Genomic DNA, 16799 nt, shown 5'->3' with positions numbered 1-16799 from the left:
ATGAAGGTATCGCACAGCGCCAGTCATGTGAACCGTGGTTCGTGAAACGAAGGCTCGTCTGTGGGACCGACGGCGCTCGCCGGCGCGGCGCCGAGTCTGAACTTGTTGGCGAGTTTCGGGCCCGAAACTTGTCGGTGGTCGAATGTATGTTCGAACCATGTCGAGGACGGGCCTGCAGGACGCGGTCAGCGCGCTGCGCGCCGCCTTCGACACCGTGGCGGCCTGCGATCTGGAGCTACTGACCCGCGACGAACTCCTCGAAGCCCTCGACGAGTTGGAGAGTCTGAGCTGCCAACTGCCCGGGCTCGGTCATCGGCTGCTGGCGCGGCTTCAGACCGAGACCACCGCCCGCGAGATGGGCGCCAAATCCTGGAAAGACGTGCTGCGGATCCGGTGGCGGCTATCGGTCAGTGACGCCAATCGGCGCCTGACCGAGGCTTGCCTGTTGGCGCCGCGCCCCTCGGTGACCGGACCGGCGCTACCGCCGCTGCTGCCGGCCACCGCGATCGCCCAAGAACGCGGACTGATCAACCCCGAACACGTCGAGGTCATCCGCAAATCCGTGGCCAAACTCCCGTCCAGGGTCGACGCCCCCACCCGCGAACAATTCGAAGTCGACCTGGTCCGCACCGCCGTCGGCGCCGGACCCAAAGAGCTGAAGGACGCCGCCGAACTGATCCTGTTCCTGCTGGATCAGGACGGCCCCGAACCCGACGACACCGAACGCGCCCGCCAGCGCGGGGTCACCAAACACCAGCAGCGCCCCGACGGGATGATCGACCTCACCGCAACCTTGACACCCGAAGCCTGGGCGGTACTGGAATGGATCTTCGCCAAATACGCCGCCCCCGGCATGTGCAACCCCGCCGACCCAGAACCCTGCACCTCGGGCACACCGTCACAAACCCAGATCGACAACGACTCTCGCAGCCTGGCCCAGCGCCAGCATGATGCGTTGATCGCCGTCGGACGCATCGCGTTGATGAGCGGCGAGTTGGGCACACTCAACGGGCTGCCGGTGTCGATCATCATCCGCACCACGCTGCAAGACCTCGAATCCCGCGCCGGGATCGGCGTCACCGGCGGCGGCACCAGGATGCCGATCAAGGATGTGATCCGGATGGGCGGGCATGCCAATAACTACTTGGCGGTGTTCGACAAAGCCACCGGGGCAGCTCTGGATTTGTTCCGCACCAAACGCATCGCGTCACCTGAGCAGCGGATCATGTTGATCGCCCGCGACGGCGGCTGCACCAAACCATGCTGCACCATCGGCGCCTACGGCAGCCAAGTCCACCACGTCGTCACCGACTGGGCCCGCGGCGGAAACACCAACATCAACGACCTCGGCCTGGCCTGCGGACCCGACAACCGCAGCGTCAACCCCGACGACCCCACCGCCTGGACCACCCGCATCAACACCCGCGGCGAAGTCGAATGGATCCCACCCGAACACCTCGACACCGGACAAACCCGCGTCAACACCTACCACCGCCCCGAACGACTCCTGCGCCCACCCGAGGAACCCGAAAACGACAGCGCCGCGGCTGAACCCGCCGACCCCGACAACCCCGGCGAACCCGGCGGACCCGCACCACCGAAAGGCTCTGCAGCCTGACGGTGCTACCGGCGCGGCATCCCCGAGCTAACGTTTGTTGAGCAGTCCGGCATCCACGGGGACGACGGTGCCGGTGACGTAGCGCGCGTCGTCGGAGGCCAGCCAGGCGACAGCGTTGGCGACGTCGCGCGCCTCGACGTAATCGACGGGCATCGCGTTCTCCAGCGAACGGGCGATCGCGGGTTCGTACTTCTTGAGCATGCTCAGGTCGCCATTGTTGGCCATCGGCGTCGCAACGGTCGTCGGCGCAATGCTGTTCACCCGGATATGGTGCGGGGCAAGATAGTTCGCGTATGCCCGCATGATTCCGACCACGCCGTGCTTGGCCGCGGTATAGGCGATCATGCCGCCGTTGACGACGGGTGTGCCGATGAGTCCGCCAGTCGAACTGGTCAGGATGATCGACCCGCCGCGGTCCTGGGTCAGCATCGTCGGGACCGAGACGCGCAGGGTGTTCCACACCCCTTTGAGATTGACGTCGACCACGTCGTCCCACTGCTCGTCCTCGGTGGTCTGCCCGCCGGGGCCGATCCCGGCATTGGCCACCACGATGTCCACACCGCCGAGTTCGGCCGCCCCTTCGTCGAAAGCCTTCTGTAGTGCCGCGACGTCGCAGACATCGGCCTCGCTCGCCACGATTCGCCGGCCCTGGGCCTCGACCAGGCGCACCGTCTCGGCCAGGTCCTCCGGCCGCGACATCGGATAGACGACGGTGGCGTACTGCGCGCACACGTCGACCGCGATGACGTCCGCGCCTTCCTCGGCCAACCGCACCGCATGCGCACGCCCCTGACCCCGCGCCGCACCGGTGATGAAAGCGACCTTGCCGTCGAGCTTGCCCATGGCGCCAGCTTGATCGATCGACCAGTCTTTGGCAATACTCTCAGGCGCTACGCGCCTGCACCGAGCAGCGCAACGGCCTGCTCGGCGGCGGCTTTCACGGTGGCCGCCGAAGCGCCACCCTTGCGCAGCGCCTCTATCCCACGCAGCACCGCCAGGAGCAGGCTGGCCAGCCTCTTGGGGTCGGCGTCGGCCGGAATGTCGCCGTCGGCCTGGGCGGCGCGGACCGTCGCGGTCAGTTCCCGCAGCCAGATGTCCAGCGTGCGCTTGGTCAGCTTGGCGACATCCGGGTCGACGGAGGACAGTTCGGACGCGCTCTTGGCCAGCAGGCAGCCGCGCAGTTCGGTGTCGGAGGCCGCGCCCGCGGCTACCCTGTGCAGATGCGCGACCAGTCGCTCGTAGGCGGTCAGATCGGGATCGCGTAACTCGGCACGGATGCCGTCGACGGCGTCGGTACAGTACAGCTCAAGGCCGCGCAAGAACATGCTGTGCTTGTCACCGAAGGCCTTGTAGAAGCTGCCGCGGCCCAAACCCGTTGCAGCGCTGAGGTCGTCGATACTCGTCGCGGCGTAACCCTGGTTCCAGAACACATCCCGACTGGCCGCGACGACCTGCGCTTCGTCGAACTTACGCGGACGTGCCATGAGTCGAGAATACCCGTTTATGACATTTCGGTACATAACCCGGATTCGGGAATAGCGGCGCGCCCTGTTCTGTACTAGTCAGTACAGAACATCTGAGTTCGAAGGAGATGCTTTTCATGACTTCCGCAGTTGTCGCGCCGACGGTGGAGACCACCGGTGTGCCGGACCTCAAGGGCAAGACCGCCGTCATCACCGGTGGCAGCAAGGGGATCGGCGCGGCCACCGTCGCCCGGTTCGTTCAGGGCGGGGCCCGCGTCGTCACGTCGGGCCGGTCACAGCCGGAGTCGCTGCCGCCGGGTGTGGAGTACATCGTCGCCGACGTCGCCACCGCCGCCGGGGTCGAGCATCTCGCCGCTCGCGCTATCGAGGTCCTCGGCGAGGTGGACATCCTCGTCAACAACGCCGGGGCATCGACCGCCTACCCCGGCGGTGTGCTCGCCATACCGGACGACGAATGGATCAACGACCTCAATATCAACTTCCTGGCTGCCGTCCGCCTCAACGCCGCGTTGCTGCCTGCGATGTACGCCAACGGCAGAGGCTCCATCATCAATGTGGCTTCGGCGGTCACACTGAGTCCGCCTCCGCCGATGCTGCACTACGCGGCCGCCAAATCGGCGCTCACGACCTACACCCGGGGCCTCGCCGCCGAGGCCGGTCCCCGGGGCGTGCGCGTGAACACCGTTACCCCCGGCAACGTCAACTCCCCGGGGGCCGACGCCATCCGGCTGACGCTGACCGCCGCGGGCGGCAACGGTCCAGAGGCCGGTGGCGGGTCGATTCCTCTGGGCCGCAAGGGTGAACCCGCCGACATCGCCGAGGCGATCGCGTTCCTGGCCTCCGACAGAGCCGCGTGGATCACGGCCGGCAATCTCGTCGTCGACGGCGGTCAGGTCCAGGCCGGATAGCCGGTGGCCGGCGAAAGTTCCTCCGGCCGTGGCTTGATCATTCCCCTCCCCACCGGGGGTCGGGTGAGGGGTTACCGCACCTGATCCCCGGTTTCCTCCTACGATGGGGAGGTTCACCGGTTTTCCGACAGAAGGACCGAACATGGCCATGAACCGTCTGGGTCGTCGCATCTCGCTAGCGGTGGGCGGTACAGCCGTCCTCGCCATGATCGGCTTCACCGCATCTTGCAGCACCGAGAGCGAAGCACCGGAAGAAACGACCACCACGACCACGACGACGACGACGACCACGACGCCGCCGCTGAGCCCGACCGAGAAGGCCCCCAACCCGGATGTCTCGGGCATCTTCACTCCTCCCGTGGTGGCTCCTCAGCCCACGCACAACCCGAACCGCGACAAGTACGGTCAGTAACCTCGGTGTGCCCGGACCCGGTCCGGGCACACCCGGTGTTCGTGCCGGCCGATGACCACGGTGATTGCGCGCACGCTGACGGTCCTCCTGCTCCTCGCAGCGGCGCTGACGGGTAGCGACCCGTCAGCGCGTGATGTCGTGCTTGGGGACAGGCGCATTGCGGGCCCGTACGCCTCGCTGCTCGGCGCATCCACCGATCTCGGACCGGCGCGCGACCCGAAGATCGAGTTCACCGTCGGTCTGACCGCCCCGTCGCGACCCGCGGAGCTGATCGACTGGGCCCGGGAGCGCACCCTGTCGGTGCGGTGGCGGCCGGGTGACGACTGGGCGGTCATCGAAGGGACGCCTGATGCCGTCGGGCAGGCGTTCGACGTCTCCGTCCACAACTACCGGGGCCGCAAGGGGCAGTACTTCTATGCGTCCCCGCAGCAGCCGGCGGTGCCGGGCCACCTACGCGGGGAGGTGGCCGAGACCGGCCGGATCCTCAGCTACCTGCCGCACCGGATGTCGCGTCCGGACAACTTCCCGCTGGACGTGCCCGATCGCGGGCTCGGCCCGGATGCGCTGCTGAACACCTACAACGCCGGCGAGTTGGCGAAGGCCGGGTTCACCGGCAAAGGGACCACCATCGTGATCTTCGCCTTCGATTCGTTCCGTCAGTCCGACCTCGACGCGTTCACCGCGATGAACGGACTGCCGCCGTTGATCCCGGAGATCGTCGGCGGATTGCCCGGCGAGGCGCGTGCCGAGTCGTCGATGGATCTGCAGGTTGCCCACGCCCTCGCCCCCGACGCCCGCAAGGTGGTGGTGAACGCCCGGCCGACCGTCGAAGGCGACGGCGGCTACCGCCGGATCGGCGAGATGCTCGAAGACACCGATCGCCGGTTCCCCGGTGCGGTGTGGAGCTTCTCGATCGGCTGGGGTTGCGACCGGCTCATCACCGCCGCGGACCTGGCCCCGGTGCGATCCGCGCTGCGGACCGCGCAATCGCACGGCACCACCGCCTACAACGCGAGCGGTGATCTCGCCGGCATGGAGTGCCGCGGCGGTCAGGACTGGTCCTCGCCACCGAGCGAGCAGGACATCGGCCTCGACTCGATCGCGTCGCTGCCGGAGATGACCAGCGTCGGTGGCACCACGTTGTCCACCGCAGCGGACGGGACGTGGGTGTCCGAGCAGACCTGGTTCGACGTGCCGCTGTCGCAGGGCACCGGTGGCGGTGTCTCCGCCTTGTTCGACATGCCACCGTGGCAGCAGGTGGCGTCCGCCGCGGTGCCGCCGGAACGCCATGCCGGGAAGCGGATGACGCCGGATGTCGCCGCCGTCGCCGACCCGTTCACCGGCGTGAAGATCGTGATCAACGACCAGGTCGTGGTCGGCGGCGGCACCTCGCAGTCCGCACCGATCTGGGCCGGTCTGACCGCGGTGATGAACCAGTACCTGCTGGAGCACGGCGGCTCCCTCATCGGCGACATCAACCCGCTGCTGTACCGCATCGCCGAAGGCGCTCCCCGACCGTCCTACCGCGATGTCACGTTGGGCGGCAACGCCGTTGACCATGCCGGGCCGGGCTATGACCTGGTGACCGGGCTCGGCACCCCGGACGTCGACAACCTGGTGCGGAACCTGCTGCTGGCTCAGAAGGTGAATGCCTGATGAGCGCTCGCGCGAAGAAGCGAAGGTACCGATGAGTAGCCCTACCGGCATGGTGGAATGCCCCGTCTGCCAGGCGGACGTCCCCGCGGGGGAGTACTGCGGGCTTTGCGGGGTGCCGCTGGCCGAGCACCGCGGCGGGGACGGCCCGCACTGGCTGCGAGCGCGGACCTTCGGCGCCGCCTCCGGGCAACGGCTGATGACGCCGGCGCTGACCAGTTCCCTTTTCCCGCACCTGACCCCGCGGGGTCGCACCGTGTTCCTGTTCGCCCTCGGGTTGATCGCGGCGGCACTGACGGCAGCGACGCTGCTGCGGATGCCTGCGGCGCTCATCGCGGTCGCGTCGCTCGGCCTGCCTGTGCTGTTCGTGCTGTATCTGCGGGAATCCGGTGTATTGCAGGACATGCCGCGCGGTGCCGCGATAGTGACCGTTGCGCTCGGCGTCTCCCTGGGTGTCGGATGGGCGCTGCTGACCGGCGCGGCGGTCGCACGCGCGTACGGCGTCCCTCTCGGCGCGGGGATCGCCGCCACCCGGGTCCTCCGGGAGGGGATCGCGGTGCCGCTCGGCAGCATGCTGCTGATGCTGGCCCCGGCGTTGGCGGCGCGCCGGCTGTGGCGAAGCGACCGGGAAGCGTTGGACGGCTACGTCGTCGGGGCGCTGGGTGCGTTGTCCTTCACGGCGGCGGCGACGCTGACCCGGCTCGCGCCCCAGTTCACCACCGGGATGATCAACCGGGTACGCCCGCTGGACGGCCTGCTCGTCGAGGCCGGCGTCCGTGGTATCGCCATGCCGCTGACTGCGGTCGCGGTCGGTGGTCTGGTGGGCACCGCACTGTGGTTCACGCGGCCTCCGACCAAGGTCAACCAGCACCGAGGCGTCGTGCGGGCGGTGCTGGTCCTCATCGCCGCCGTGGTCGTGGCCATCTACGCCTCGGTGGGCGTGATCGATATCGCGCGTCTGCCCCAATGGGGCCAGCTGGCACTGCATCTGATGCTCACCGCGATGGCGCTGTTCGCGCTACGGGTCGGACTGCAACTCGCGCTGCTGCACGAGGCGAAAGACCAGTACCAGGGCGACGAACCGATCCTGTGTGTCGAGTGCGATCACGTTGTGCCCGATGCCCCGTTCTGCGCCCGATGCGGCGCCGCGATGCATGCGTGCTCCCGGCGCGAGCGGCGCGCGCTGCGGGAAGAGCGCCCCATCCGACTGGCCGACACACCCGCGCCCGGCCAGATCGTGGTCGGTTTGCAACCCGGCTACTCCATCCACTCCGGGACATTCGAGGCACCCGAACCGAGGCCCGGGATGTCGCTGCGCGCCGTGATGTCGGCGCTCGCGATCGCGATCGCCGTACTGGCCGGCAGCCTGGTGGCGTTGTCGGGGCTGATCACCAAGCCCGCGGCGCGGTATGCCTGCCCGCCCGACTGCGGGAGTCCGCCGATGAACCGGTCGGTGGAGGTCAACCCGCGGTTCACTGCGGCCGACGGATCGTTCTCGGTCTCCTACCCCGCGGACGGGTCGGCCTATGAGGTCACCACGCATGCCGACGGGATCACCGCGGTGCTGAAGGCCGGTGACGGCGGCACGATGCAGCTGTTCAGCCGTCCCGCCGGAGGCCGCACCGCACAGGAGATCGCCGTCGCGCTGGTCAACGAGACGTTCCCGGACACCAAGAGCGCCTACGAGATCCCGAACACGATGGTCGGCTATCAGCCGGGCTACGGATACGCCGCGGATCTCTGGCCGCAGGGCGCGATGAGCAGTGCGACCCGGATGCGCGTCCTGGTGATGGTCGCGGTCAAGAACGACGTGGCCCTGATCGCCGGCGCGGTGGGTCCCTATCGGGCATTCGGCCCCGACTTCGGCTCGGGCAAGCCGTCGGCGGCCAATCTTCAGCTCGCGCTGGATATGGGCAAGTACGTCAACAGCTTCAGCTGGCGTGGGGATCCGCCGCGGTGACGGTCGCGTGGGCGGCGGCGATCTCGAGGATCCGCAGGTAACCGGGCAGCTGCCAGGCGGCGCGACCGATGAACAACCCGCTGACATGCTCGATTCCGAGCAGCTCCTGGGCATTGTCCAGGTTCACCGACCCGCCGTAGAGCAATCCGCTTGTGCGACCGCCGTATTCACGGGCCAAGTCGGCGAACGGCCGGCGTAGCTCCTCGACGGTGGCCGGCCGCCCGTGCTCGCCGATCGCCCAGATCGGCTCGTAGGCGATGAGCACGCGCCGCAACTGTTCGTCGGCGAGGCCGTCGAGTGCGCCTGCCGCCTGGTCCAGGATGAATCGTGATGACCCGCCGGCCTGTTTCGTCTCGGCGCTCTCGCCGATGCACAGCAGCGGCATCAAGCCGTGAGCCAGTGTGGCCGCCACCTTGCGCCGGGTGGTCTCCACGGTTTCACCGAAATGCTCACGTCGCTCGGAATGCCCGATCTCGACCAGCTGGGCTCCGGCGTCCTTCGCCTGGGCGACGGAAACCTCACCGGTCCAGGCACCTTCGTCTTCCCAGTGCGCGTTCTGCACCCCGAGCAGCACCGGGGAATCGGCGCCCAGTTCCTCGCGGACGGTCGTCACCGCGGTGAACGACGGGATGATGAACGGCTGGACTCCCGGAAGCGGGGTGGACTGCACGTAGTCGCGCAATCCGCGGATGTATCGACGGGACTCGTCGAGGCCCTTGTTCATCTTCCAGCTGGTGCCGATCCACAGCCGGTCGGCCCCGAACGCGCCGGCGTCAGTCACCCTCGTACGCGCAGATGTCGTCGACCTTCGCGGCCGAGGAGGACTGCGGATCGAACTCGAGGCCGAGCCACTCCTTCACCAGGGCGCGCGCCAATTCCAAGCCGACGACGCGTTCGCCCATGCACAGCACCTGCGCGTTGTTCGACAGCACGGACCGCTGCACCGAGTACACGTCGTGCGCGGTGACGGCGCGAATCCCCTTGACCTTGTTGGCCGCGATCGCGACGCCCAGCCCGGTGCCGCAGATCAGCAGGGCCCGGTCCGCCTCGCCGCGGGCGATCTTCTCGGCGGCCGCGACGGCCACGTTCGGATACGACGTGGTGTCTTCGGCGGCCATCACGCCGACATCCTCGACGCTGGCCACCCGCTCGTCGGACTCCAAGTCCTCGCGCAGCGCTTCCTTGTAGTTGAAGCCGGCGTTGTCGCCGCCGATGACGATCTTCAACGCCATGGTCATCTCCTTCTCGAATTCGTGTTCATCGGGTCAGGTGCTCGCCCAACGCCTTCATCAACAGCGCGAACGACACCGCGCCGGGGTCGGGAGTCCCGAGACTCTTCTCACCGAGTACCCGCGCCCGGCCCAATCGCGCCGAGATGTCCGCGGTTTTCTCGGCCGCTTCGCGCGCCACCTCAGCGGCGCTGGTGATGGCCGGCCCTGCCTGGGTGTCGAAGGCCTCGGCCAGCGCATCGCGGAACGGCACGGCGGCGTCGACCATCGTCTTGTCGCCGGGCTGGGCGCCACCGAGGCGCAGAACGGCATCGATGCCGGCGCGTACCGCGTCCACGACCGTCTTCTCGTCGGCTCCGCCGGTGTCGGAGAAGACACCGCCGGCGCTGGTCAGCGCCGCACCCCACAGGGCACCCGAGGTTCCTCCCGCGGCGTCGGCCCATGCGTGCCCCGCCAGCAGCAGCGTGGTCCTGGCACCGGCCTCCCGGTCGGCGGCGGCGCGGGCCGCCTGGACCGCGCCACGGGAACCGAACGTCATGCCCTGGCCGTGGTCGCCGTCGCCGGCCACCGCGTCGATACGGCCCAGTTCGGCTTCGTTGTCGGCGCACACCTGCTGGAAGGTCTCAAGCACCGCAACGATATTGCGGGCGCAGGCCCGCGAGTCTTCGTCCGCCTGCGGGATCTCGGCCTCGGCGGCATCCCAGATCTCGGTGCGCGGAGCCCGCTCGACCGCGGGCATGGCGCCGCGGCGGTAGGCCGGGGTCTCCACCGGCGCTGTCCACAGCCTTTCCAGTTCGTCGTCGAGGAACACGAGCGTCAACGACACACCGGCCATGTCGAGGCTGGTGACGAACTCGCCGACCTCGGGGCGCACCGCGGTGAGCCCTTGCTGCGCAAGGCGTTCCGCGATGCGCCCATAGACGACGAACAGCTCTTCGTACTTGACGGTGCCGAGACCGTTCAGGATGACGGCTACCCGGCCGTCATAACCGTTCTCGCCGCGCGGCGGTTCTTCGGCGATGACTTCGTCGAACAGCAGGTCGGCGACCTCGGCGGCGGTGCCGAGCCGGTTGTCGCGGACGCCGGGCTCACCGTGGATGCCGAGACCCACGCCCATCCAACCCTTTTCGACGTGGAAGAGCGGTTCGGCTGCGCCGGGCAGGGTGCATCCTTCGAAGGCCAAACCGAACGACCGGGTCGCATCGTTGGCCTTCCAGGCCACCCGCTCGGCCTCGTCGAGATCCGCGCCGGCTTCGATCGCGGCGCCGGCGATCTTGAAGACGGGCAGGTCGCCGGCGACGCCGCGCCGGTCACGATGGTTCTCCGGGCTGTTGGAGGCGATGTCGTCGCTGACGGTCACGATGCGGACGTCGATGCCCTCATGACGCAGTTTCTCCGCCGCCAGACCGAAGTGCAGGACGTCGCCGGCGTAGTTGCCGAATCCCAGAATGACGCCGCCGCCGTTCTCGGCGTTGCGCACCACCGAGTAGACCTCGGCAGCTGACGGCGAGGAGAAGATGTTGCCGCACGGAGCGCCGTGGCCCATACCCGGACCGACCCATCCGGCGAAGGCCGGATAGTGCCCGGAACCTCCGCCGATCACCAGCGCGGGCTGGCCCTTCGGCGTTTCGGTCGAGCGCACGACACCGCCGGCGACCTCGGTGAGCAGGTCGGGATGCGCGGCGACGAGGCCACGGACCGCCTCATCGGCGAACTCGTCGGGCGAGTTCAGGAGGTACGTCATTGTTCCGTCCTTAGGAATGGGCCTTCGGAAAGGGCTGTGTGACCGCAGCACGGCACTGCGCACACGCCGCAAGCGTGCACCAATCCTATAGGATTTGACCGGTTACGTCACCGGTGGAGGCCGTTGCCGTGCGCCGAACCCCAACTACCGGTGCGCATCGCCTCGGCATGCTCGGCCAGCGCGCGCTCCTTCACCCCGGTGATGTGGGTGTGCATGATGCGGTACACGTCCGGGCCGTAGCCCCGGCGGAAGGCGTCGAGCAACTCGCGGTGCTCGGCGATCGCGTAATCGGAGTCCTGGACGCCCTTGCCGATGAAGAGGCGGAATCGCTGTCCGTGGCCACCCAGCGCGTCATAGGCGCGCAGCAGCGCGGCGTTGTCGGCGTGTTCGGCGATGAGCCGGTGGAACTGCTCGTCGGCGCGGTGGTACTTCCTGATCGCCGCCGCATCCGACGTATGCGGCGCCTGTTCCTGCTCGTCAATCGCGTTTTCCAGGCCGTCCAACCACTCGCCGCCGCCCCGGGCGCACGCGAGCTCGGCCATCCGGGGTTCGATGAGCAGCCGGGCGTCCATGATGTCGGAGATCTCCTTGGCATCAGGCATCTCCGGCACGCGGTACCCCCGCATGGCCACCCGGACGACATTGCCGGTGGATTCCAGCCGGGCCAGCGCCTCACGGACGGGCGTCGGCGATACCCCCAGGTAGCGCGCGGTCCCGTCGATGCTGACCGGGTCTCCGGACTTCAGGGTGCCGTCGAGCAGTAACTCCATCAGCCGCTCGTAGACCTGGTCGACGAGCGTGCTGCGTATCGGTTTCGAGTCCTCGCCGGCTTCCATCCCAGGCCTTTCCGCACGCCACGACGACGCCCCCTCCAATTCGAGAAGCGAATCTTACCCGCCGTTGACACGTGTAGGCCGTACCCCTATATCCTATGGGATTTAGGGAGGGTTTTGTGACTCAAACCACTGGAGGTTCGGCGATGTACTCCGCTCACAACTGGCCGATCGCGGCCAACATGCTCGGGTTCGGCAACAGAGCTCCCGACGGCGGGCACATCAAGGACGCCCCCTCCACGGTGTGGGCCAAGCAGCTGCGCCAGGTCCGGGAACTGGGTTTCGACTACATCGACCCCACCGATGCTTGGGTGCCGCTCGCCGCACTGTCCGACGGCCGCGTCGAGGAGTTCCGCACCGTCCTCGGCGACGAAGGCCTGGCGATCTCGTCGATCTCGATGACCCGCAACTCGGTCGTCGACGTCGAGAACGGGGAGAAGAATCTCGCCGACGCGCACCGCCTGATCGACCTGGCCCCGACGTTCGGTGCCACGATCGTGAACACCGGGTTCATGCAAGCCATCACCCCGCAGCAGAGCGAGCAGATCTGGTTCTGGTTGGCCGTGGGCCACGTCGACGACCCGGCGCTGCGCGATCTGGCCGTCGACCGTATCCGTGAACTCGGTGATCACGCCCGCGCCAACGGGATCCAGCTCAGCTTGGAGATGTACGAGGACACCTACATCGGCACCCCGGACGATGCGGTCGCGTTCATCAAGGACGTCGACCACGACGCGGTCGGACTGAACCCCGACCTGGGCAACCTGATCCGGCTACATCGGCCGATGCCTCACTTCACCGAGATGTTCGCCAAAGTGCTTCCCTACTCGAACTTCTGGCACATCAAGAACTACTCACGGGACTTCGACCCGGCGACCGGCGCGTACAGCTCGGCGCCGCTGCCGTTGAAGTACGGCTACATCAACTATCGCCAGATCATCCGTCTCGCACTCGAACTCGGCTACACCGGGCCGTTCTGCTGCGAGCATTACGGCTCCGATTCGTTGGGCGTATGCGCCGAGAACCGGGAGTACATCCAGCAAGTTCTCACCTCCGCCCTCGCCTGATCCCAACCTGAAGGACATCTCATGCGCAAGATCAACACCGTCACAGTCGTCGGCGCCGGTTACATGGGCGGCGGCATCGCCCAGGTGTTCGCCCTGAACGGATTCAAGGTCCAGATCGCCGACGTCAACGCCGATGCCACCCGCGAGGCGCTCAAGCGCCTGGACAAGGAGGCCCGGGAGTTCGAGGAGCAGGGGCTGTTCCCCGAGGGCAGCGCCGACACCATCATGGGCAACCTGACCGCGGGCGAAAGCCTCGACGAGGCCGTCGCCGACGTCGACTTCGTGATGGAGGCGGTGTTCGAGGATCCCGACGTGAAAAAGGAGGTGCTGGCACGGGTCTGCGCGAACGCCCGGCCCGACACGATCATCGGCACCAATACGTCCACGATCCCGGTCAAGGTGCTCGTCGAAGCGGTGACCAATCCCGAGCGGTTCCTCACCGTGCACTTCTCCAACCCCGCGCCGTTCATTCCCGGCGTCGAGCTCGTCGCCGGTGAGGCGACCACGCAGGAAGTCATCGACTCGGTCAAGGATCTTCTGGTGCGTACCGGGCGCGAAGGCGCCCAGGTCGCCGACACCCCCGGGATGGCGCTCAACCGCTTGCAGTACGCCCTGCTCAAGGAGGCGACGCTGATCGTCGAGCAGGGTGTGGCCACCAAGGAGGACGTGGACACGATCGTCCGCACCACCTTCGGATTCCGGCTCGGCTTCTTCGGCCCGTTCGCGATCGCCGACCAGGCCGGTCTCGACGTGTACGTCAAGGGTTTCCGCACGCTGGAGAACGAGTTCGGTGAGCGCATGGCGACTCCGCGGCTGCTCACCGAGAACGTCGACGCCGGCCGGCACGGCACCAAGAACGGCAAGGGGTGGACCGGCGATTTCGACGACGCGACCAAAGCCGAGCTGATCGCCTACCGCAACAAGGCGTACTCCCGCATGGGTGAGCTGCTGCGCGAACTCGGACCTGCGCCGAAGGGGTCCTGACCGACCGTTCCACCCGGCCGTCGTCGGCGTTGACGGCCGTTTCCCGTCACCACTCCTGAAGGGTCCCCATGGACGAGATAGCCATCGCGGAGCGGCCTGCCGCCCTGCTCGTGATCATCGCGCTCGTCGCGATCGTGGTCCTGCTCTTCCTGATCATCAAGGTCAGGCTGCACGCGTTCTTCTCCCTGATCGTGGTGAGTGTGCTGACCGGTCTGGCGGCCGGCATCGGGATGGGCGACGTCATCAACGTCGTCATCGCGGGCTTCAGCAACACCGTCGGCACCGTGGCACTACTGGTCGGGTTCGGCACCGTCCTCGGACGAATAGTCGAGATGACCGGCGGCGCACAGGTTCTCGCCGACAAGATGCTGAGCAGGTTCGGCGAGAAGAGGGCGCCGCTGGCGCTCGCCGTGGCCTCGCTGTTCTACGCGTTCCCGATCTTCCTCGACGCCGGCTTCATCGTGATGCTGCCCATCATCTACACGGTGGCCAGGCGGCTCGGCGGGTCGTTCATGTTGTACGTGCTGCCGTCCATCGGCGCGTTCCTGATGATGCACGCGCTGACCCCGCCGCACCCCGGACCGACGGCGGCGGCGACGGTGATGGGCGCCGACGTCGGCATGGTGGTCATCGTCGCGCTACTCGTGGGCCTGCCGACCTGGTACCTCGCCGGCTACCGGCTCAGCCTGATCATCGCCAAGCGCTACCCCAACATGCCGGTGCCGAACCTGCTGGGTGAACCGAAGGACTACCCCGAAGACGAGCGGCCCGGCTTCTGGACCGTGATCTTCGTCCTGCTGCTTCCGCTGGTGCTGATCTTCTTCAACACCATCTTCTCCACCCTCGAAGCCGACGGCGCCGTCACGAAAGACAATATCGCCTACCAGCTTTCGCGCCTGATCGGGACGACCTCGATTGCGCTGCTGATCAGCGTCCTGCTCGCGATGGTATTGCTCTACGTGCTGCCGCGCCGGCGCCGCGGGGAGCCGATCGGCGGATTGCTGGAGAACCTCGTCGACGACGCGTTGGCGCCGGTCTGCTCGATCATCCTGATCACCGGCGCCGGTGGCGCCTTCGGCAGGATCCTGACCGAGACCGGGATCGGCAAGACCCTTGCCGACGGCTTGGACGCCCTCGGATTGCCGGTCATCCTCGCGGGCTTCCTGATCGCGATCGCGTTCCGGGTCGCGCAGGGTTCGGCCACGGTTGCGGCCACGACCGCGGGTTCGATCATGGCGCCCGCCGTCATGGAGATGGACCTCGGCGCTGTTGCGCTCGCCGCGGTCGTCGTCGCCATCGCCGCGGGCTCGATCACCTTCTCCCATGTCAACGACTCCGGCTTCTGGCTGATCGGGCGCTTCTGCGGGTTCGACACCATCACCACGTTGAAGACGTGGACCGTCATCGCGACGGCGATCGGCTTCATGTCGTTCGCGCTCGCGTCGGTGGTCTATCTGGTCGCCGTCTGACCTGAGTCGCTCAGATGACGGGCGCCGGTTGCGGTAGCGGGTGCGCCCCGTCGGGCCGGAGGCCGTCGAAGATGATCGCCAGGTAGCGCTGCCACAGCAGCGGGCTTGGCGCCGCGAGGTTTTCGACGATGTGGATCGGTGCGCACATCATCAGGAAGATGTCGGCCTCGGTGACGTCGGCGCGGATCGCCCCGGCCTGCCGGGCCCGCTCGACCAGGGTTTCCAGGTTCGTGTGCAGCGCATCGCCGGCCTCGGCGACCCTCGGGTCTCCGGCGCTGGCCGATTGCAGAAACGTCAGATCGTGGCGTTGACGCTGATCGGCGGCGATGGTCAGGAACTCCAGCAGCGCCGCACCAGGGTCGGGGGCATCCGCCAACTGCCGGGCCGCATCGGCGAGGACGGCGATATGCCCGCAGACGATCGCGGCGATCAGATCCTCTTTGGTCGGAAAGTGCCGGAACAGCGTGCCTTTCGCGACCCCGGCGCGGCGGGCGATGTCGGCCACCGACGCCGACGGGCCACGTTCGGCGAACTCTGCCTCGGCGGCGGCCAGCAGCAACGCACGGTTGCGGGTCGCGTCGGCGCGAGTCGGCCGGTCGGTCGAAGTCACCGGCCGAGGATACCAAGTTGACCGATCGGTCATGTTATGCGAGCCTGGTCCTGTCAACATGACCGATCGGTCATGTTCAGCCGGCTGTCGAATACCGAAGAGGCACAAGATGAATTTGCACGGAGCCACCGCGCTGGTGACCGGATCGAACCGAGGGATCGGCCATCAGTTCGTCGTCGAACTGCTCGCCCGCGGCGCCAAGGTGTACGCCAGTGCCCGCCGTCCCGAACTGGTGAACATTCCCGGCGCCGAGCCGATCGGCCTCGATATCACCGACCAGGCATCGGTCGACGCGGCCGCCGTATTGGCCGGGGACGTGGACCTGCTGATCAACAACGCCGCCGACACCGCAGGCGGCAACCTCGTCACCGGAGACATGGCAGGGATCCGGTCCACGATGGACTCGAACTACTACGGAACGCTGGCGATGATCCGCGCGTTCGCACCGATCCTCGCGCGCAACGGCGGGGGCGCGATCCTCAACGTGCTGTCCGCGGCGGCGTGGACGACCGTCGACGGAAACACCGCCTACGCGGCCGCGAAGTCGGCCGAGTGGGGTCTGACCAACGGCGTGCGGCTCGAGCTCGCGGCTCAAGGCACCCAGGTCGCCGCGCTGGTGCCCGGCCTGGTCGGCACGCAGACGCTGTACGACTTCGCCGAGCGGCACGGCATCGAGTTCCCGGACGGCGCGGTGATGGATCCGGCCGAGCTGGTCGGGCTGGCGCTCGACGGTCTGGAGGCCGGCGAGATCGAGATCCTGGACCCGATGGGCGCTCAGGCCAAGGCGCGCCTCAGCGAGCCGCCACAGGCCTGGGCGCTGTAGACCGG

General features: G+C 67.7%; 16 protein-coding genes. 9 read left to right on the top strand and 7 right to left on the bottom strand.

What is annotated here, in order from left to right:
• Nucleotides 1-142 precede the first annotated feature (142 nt).
• Nucleotides 143-1618, top strand: coding sequence for an HNH endonuclease signature motif containing protein (locus NTM_RS07400; RefSeq protein WP_163765921.1), 1476 nt, complete (start codon nucleotides 143-145; stop codon nucleotides 1616-1618).
• A 27-nt stretch (nucleotides 1619-1645) separates the two neighbouring features.
• Here NTM_RS07400 and NTM_RS07395 read toward each other — a convergent pair whose 3' ends face one another.
• Both NTM_RS07395 and NTM_RS07390 read right to left on the bottom strand, forming a co-directional pair.
• Entirely contained in the window at nucleotides 1646-2461 is an 816-nt protein-coding gene (locus NTM_RS07395) for a mycofactocin-coupled SDR family oxidoreductase (RefSeq protein ID WP_083142574.1), read from the bottom strand.
• Nucleotides 2462-2508: 47 nt separating this feature from the next.
• Nucleotides 2509-3102 carry a TetR/AcrR family transcriptional regulator gene (locus tag NTM_RS07390; protein ID WP_232079646.1) on the bottom strand — a complete coding sequence of 198 codons (594 nt, stop codon included), beginning with the start codon at nucleotides 3100-3102 and terminating at the stop codon, nucleotides 2509-2511.
• Nucleotides 3103-3218: 116 nt separating this feature from the next.
• Here NTM_RS07390 and NTM_RS07385 point away from each other — a divergent pair, with 116 nt between their 5' ends.
• The 4 genes from NTM_RS07385 to NTM_RS07370 all read left to right on the top strand — a co-directional run bounded on the left by NTM_RS07385 (nucleotide 3219) and on the right by NTM_RS07370 (nucleotide 8035).
• Nucleotides 3219-4010, top strand: a complete 792-nt coding sequence (locus NTM_RS07385; protein ID WP_163765920.1) for an SDR family oxidoreductase — start codon at nucleotides 3219-3221, stop codon at nucleotides 4008-4010.
• Between the two features lie 142 nt (nucleotides 4011-4152).
• Nucleotides 4153-4422, top strand: a complete 270-nt coding sequence (locus NTM_RS07380) for a hypothetical protein (RefSeq protein ID WP_104864163.1) — start codon at nucleotides 4153-4155, stop codon at nucleotides 4420-4422.
• 51 nt (nucleotides 4423-4473) lie between these two features.
• Entirely contained in the window at nucleotides 4474-6078 is a 1605-nt protein-coding gene (locus NTM_RS07375; RefSeq protein WP_083142577.1) for a S53 family peptidase, read from the top strand.
• Nucleotides 6079-6109: 31 nt separating this feature from the next.
• The gene (locus tag NTM_RS07370; RefSeq protein WP_163765919.1) at nucleotides 6110-8035 is read left to right on the top strand and encodes a zinc ribbon domain-containing protein; all 1926 of its coding nucleotides are present in this window, start codon (nucleotides 6110-6112) and stop codon (nucleotides 8033-8035) included.
• On the opposite strand, the gene lerI is transcribed toward NTM_RS07370, so the two are convergent.
• The 4 genes from lerI to NTM_RS07350 all read right to left on the bottom strand — a co-directional run bounded on the left by lerI (nucleotide 8007) and on the right by NTM_RS07350 (nucleotide 11844).
• Nucleotides 8007-8816 carry an L-erythrulose 1-phosphate isomerase gene (lerI, locus tag NTM_RS07365; RefSeq protein WP_163765918.1) on the bottom strand — a complete coding sequence of 270 codons (810 nt, stop codon included), beginning with the start codon at nucleotides 8814-8816 and terminating at the stop codon, nucleotides 8007-8009. The genes NTM_RS07370 and lerI overlap by 29 nt on opposite strands.
• Nucleotides 8809-9267, bottom strand: coding sequence for a D-erythrulose 4-phosphate isomerase DerI2 (gene derI2, locus NTM_RS07360; RefSeq protein WP_083142764.1), 459 nt, complete (start codon nucleotides 9265-9267; stop codon nucleotides 8809-8811). The genes lerI and derI2 overlap by 8 nt, the downstream gene beginning before the upstream one ends.
• A 25-nt stretch (nucleotides 9268-9292) precedes the next feature.
• Nucleotides 9293-11008, bottom strand: a complete 1716-nt coding sequence (gene lerK, locus NTM_RS07355) for an L-erythrulose 1-kinase (protein WP_163765917.1) — start codon at nucleotides 11006-11008, stop codon at nucleotides 9293-9295.
• A 107-nt stretch (nucleotides 11009-11115) separates the two neighbouring features.
• Nucleotides 11116-11844 carry a GntR family transcriptional regulator gene (locus NTM_RS07350; RefSeq protein WP_163765916.1) on the bottom strand — a complete coding sequence of 243 codons (729 nt, stop codon included), beginning with the start codon at nucleotides 11842-11844 and terminating at the stop codon, nucleotides 11116-11118.
• A gap of 116 nt (nucleotides 11845-11960) precedes the next feature.
• Between NTM_RS07350 and NTM_RS07345 the strand changes: the two genes are divergently transcribed.
• The 3 genes from NTM_RS07345 to NTM_RS07335 all read left to right on the top strand — a co-directional run bounded on the left by NTM_RS07345 (nucleotide 11961) and on the right by NTM_RS07335 (nucleotide 15361).
• Nucleotides 11961-12908, top strand: coding sequence for a sugar phosphate isomerase/epimerase family protein (locus tag NTM_RS07345; RefSeq protein ID WP_232079645.1), 948 nt, complete (start codon nucleotides 11961-11963; stop codon nucleotides 12906-12908).
• A 21-nt stretch (nucleotides 12909-12929) separates the two neighbouring features.
• Nucleotides 12930-13892: a 3-hydroxyacyl-CoA dehydrogenase family protein gene (locus NTM_RS07340; RefSeq protein ID WP_083142583.1), complete on the top strand. Its 963-nt coding sequence runs from the start codon at nucleotides 12930-12932 to the stop codon at nucleotides 13890-13892.
• A gap of 68 nt (nucleotides 13893-13960) precedes the next feature.
• Nucleotides 13961-15361, top strand: a complete 1401-nt coding sequence (locus tag NTM_RS07335; protein ID WP_163765915.1) for a GntP family permease — start codon at nucleotides 13961-13963, stop codon at nucleotides 15359-15361.
• A 10-nt stretch (nucleotides 15362-15371) separates the two neighbouring features.
• Here NTM_RS07335 and NTM_RS07330 read toward each other — a convergent pair whose 3' ends face one another.
• The gene (locus NTM_RS07330) at nucleotides 15372-15971 is read right to left on the bottom strand and encodes a TetR/AcrR family transcriptional regulator (protein WP_197746358.1); all 600 of its coding nucleotides are present in this window, start codon (nucleotides 15969-15971) and stop codon (nucleotides 15372-15374) included.
• A 109-nt stretch (nucleotides 15972-16080) separates the two neighbouring features.
• Here NTM_RS07330 and NTM_RS07325 point away from each other — a divergent pair, with 109 nt between their 5' ends.
• Nucleotides 16081-16794, top strand: coding sequence for an SDR family NAD(P)-dependent oxidoreductase (locus tag NTM_RS07325; RefSeq protein ID WP_163765914.1), 714 nt, complete (start codon nucleotides 16081-16083; stop codon nucleotides 16792-16794).
• Nucleotides 16795-16799 lie beyond the last annotated feature (5 nt).

It is taken from the genome of Mycolicibacterium parafortuitum (assembly GCF_010725485.1).
In the GTDB taxonomy this organism is placed as follows: domain Bacteria; phylum Actinomycetota; class Actinomycetes; order Mycobacteriales; family Mycobacteriaceae; genus Mycobacterium.
The sequence above is the reverse complement of the archived record's forward strand: the minus strand, read 5'-3'. Positions and strand labels throughout refer to the sequence as shown.

Excerpts from the sequence above, each read along its gene's own strand:
- NTM_RS07400 (WP_163765921.1), top strand. The coding sequence starts at position 143 with ATGTATGTTCGAACCATGTCGAGGACGGGCCTGCAGGACGCGGTCAGC.
- NTM_RS07395 (WP_083142574.1), bottom strand. The coding sequence starts at position 2,461 with ATGGGCAAGCTCGACGGCAAGGTCGCTTTCATCACCGGTGCGGCGCGG.
- NTM_RS07390 (WP_232079646.1), bottom strand. The coding sequence starts at position 3,102 with ATGGCACGTCCGCGTAAGTTCGACGAAGCGCAGGTCGTCGCGGCCAGT.
- NTM_RS07385 (WP_163765920.1), top strand. The coding sequence starts at position 3,219 with ATGACTTCCGCAGTTGTCGCGCCGACGGTGGAGACCACCGGTGTGCCG.
- NTM_RS07380 (WP_104864163.1), top strand. The coding sequence starts at position 4,153 with ATGGCCATGAACCGTCTGGGTCGTCGCATCTCGCTAGCGGTGGGCGGT.
- NTM_RS07375 (WP_083142577.1), top strand. The coding sequence starts at position 4,474 with ATGACCACGGTGATTGCGCGCACGCTGACGGTCCTCCTGCTCCTCGCA.
- NTM_RS07370 (WP_163765919.1), top strand. The coding sequence starts at position 6,110 with ATGAGTAGCCCTACCGGCATGGTGGAATGCCCCGTCTGCCAGGCGGAC.
- derI2 (WP_083142764.1), bottom strand. The coding sequence starts at position 9,267 with ATGGCGTTGAAGATCGTCATCGGCGGCGACAACGCCGGCTTCAACTAC.
- lerK (WP_163765917.1), bottom strand. The coding sequence starts at position 11,008 with ATGACGTACCTCCTGAACTCGCCCGACGAGTTCGCCGATGAGGCGGTC.
- NTM_RS07350 (WP_163765916.1), bottom strand. The coding sequence starts at position 11,844 with ATGGAAGCCGGCGAGGACTCGAAACCGATACGCAGCACGCTCGTCGAC.
- NTM_RS07340 (WP_083142583.1), top strand. The coding sequence starts at position 12,930 with ATGCGCAAGATCAACACCGTCACAGTCGTCGGCGCCGGTTACATGGGC.
- NTM_RS07335 (WP_163765915.1), top strand. The coding sequence starts at position 13,961 with ATGGACGAGATAGCCATCGCGGAGCGGCCTGCCGCCCTGCTCGTGATC.
- NTM_RS07325 (WP_163765914.1), top strand. The coding sequence starts at position 16,081 with ATGAATTTGCACGGAGCCACCGCGCTGGTGACCGGATCGAACCGAGGG.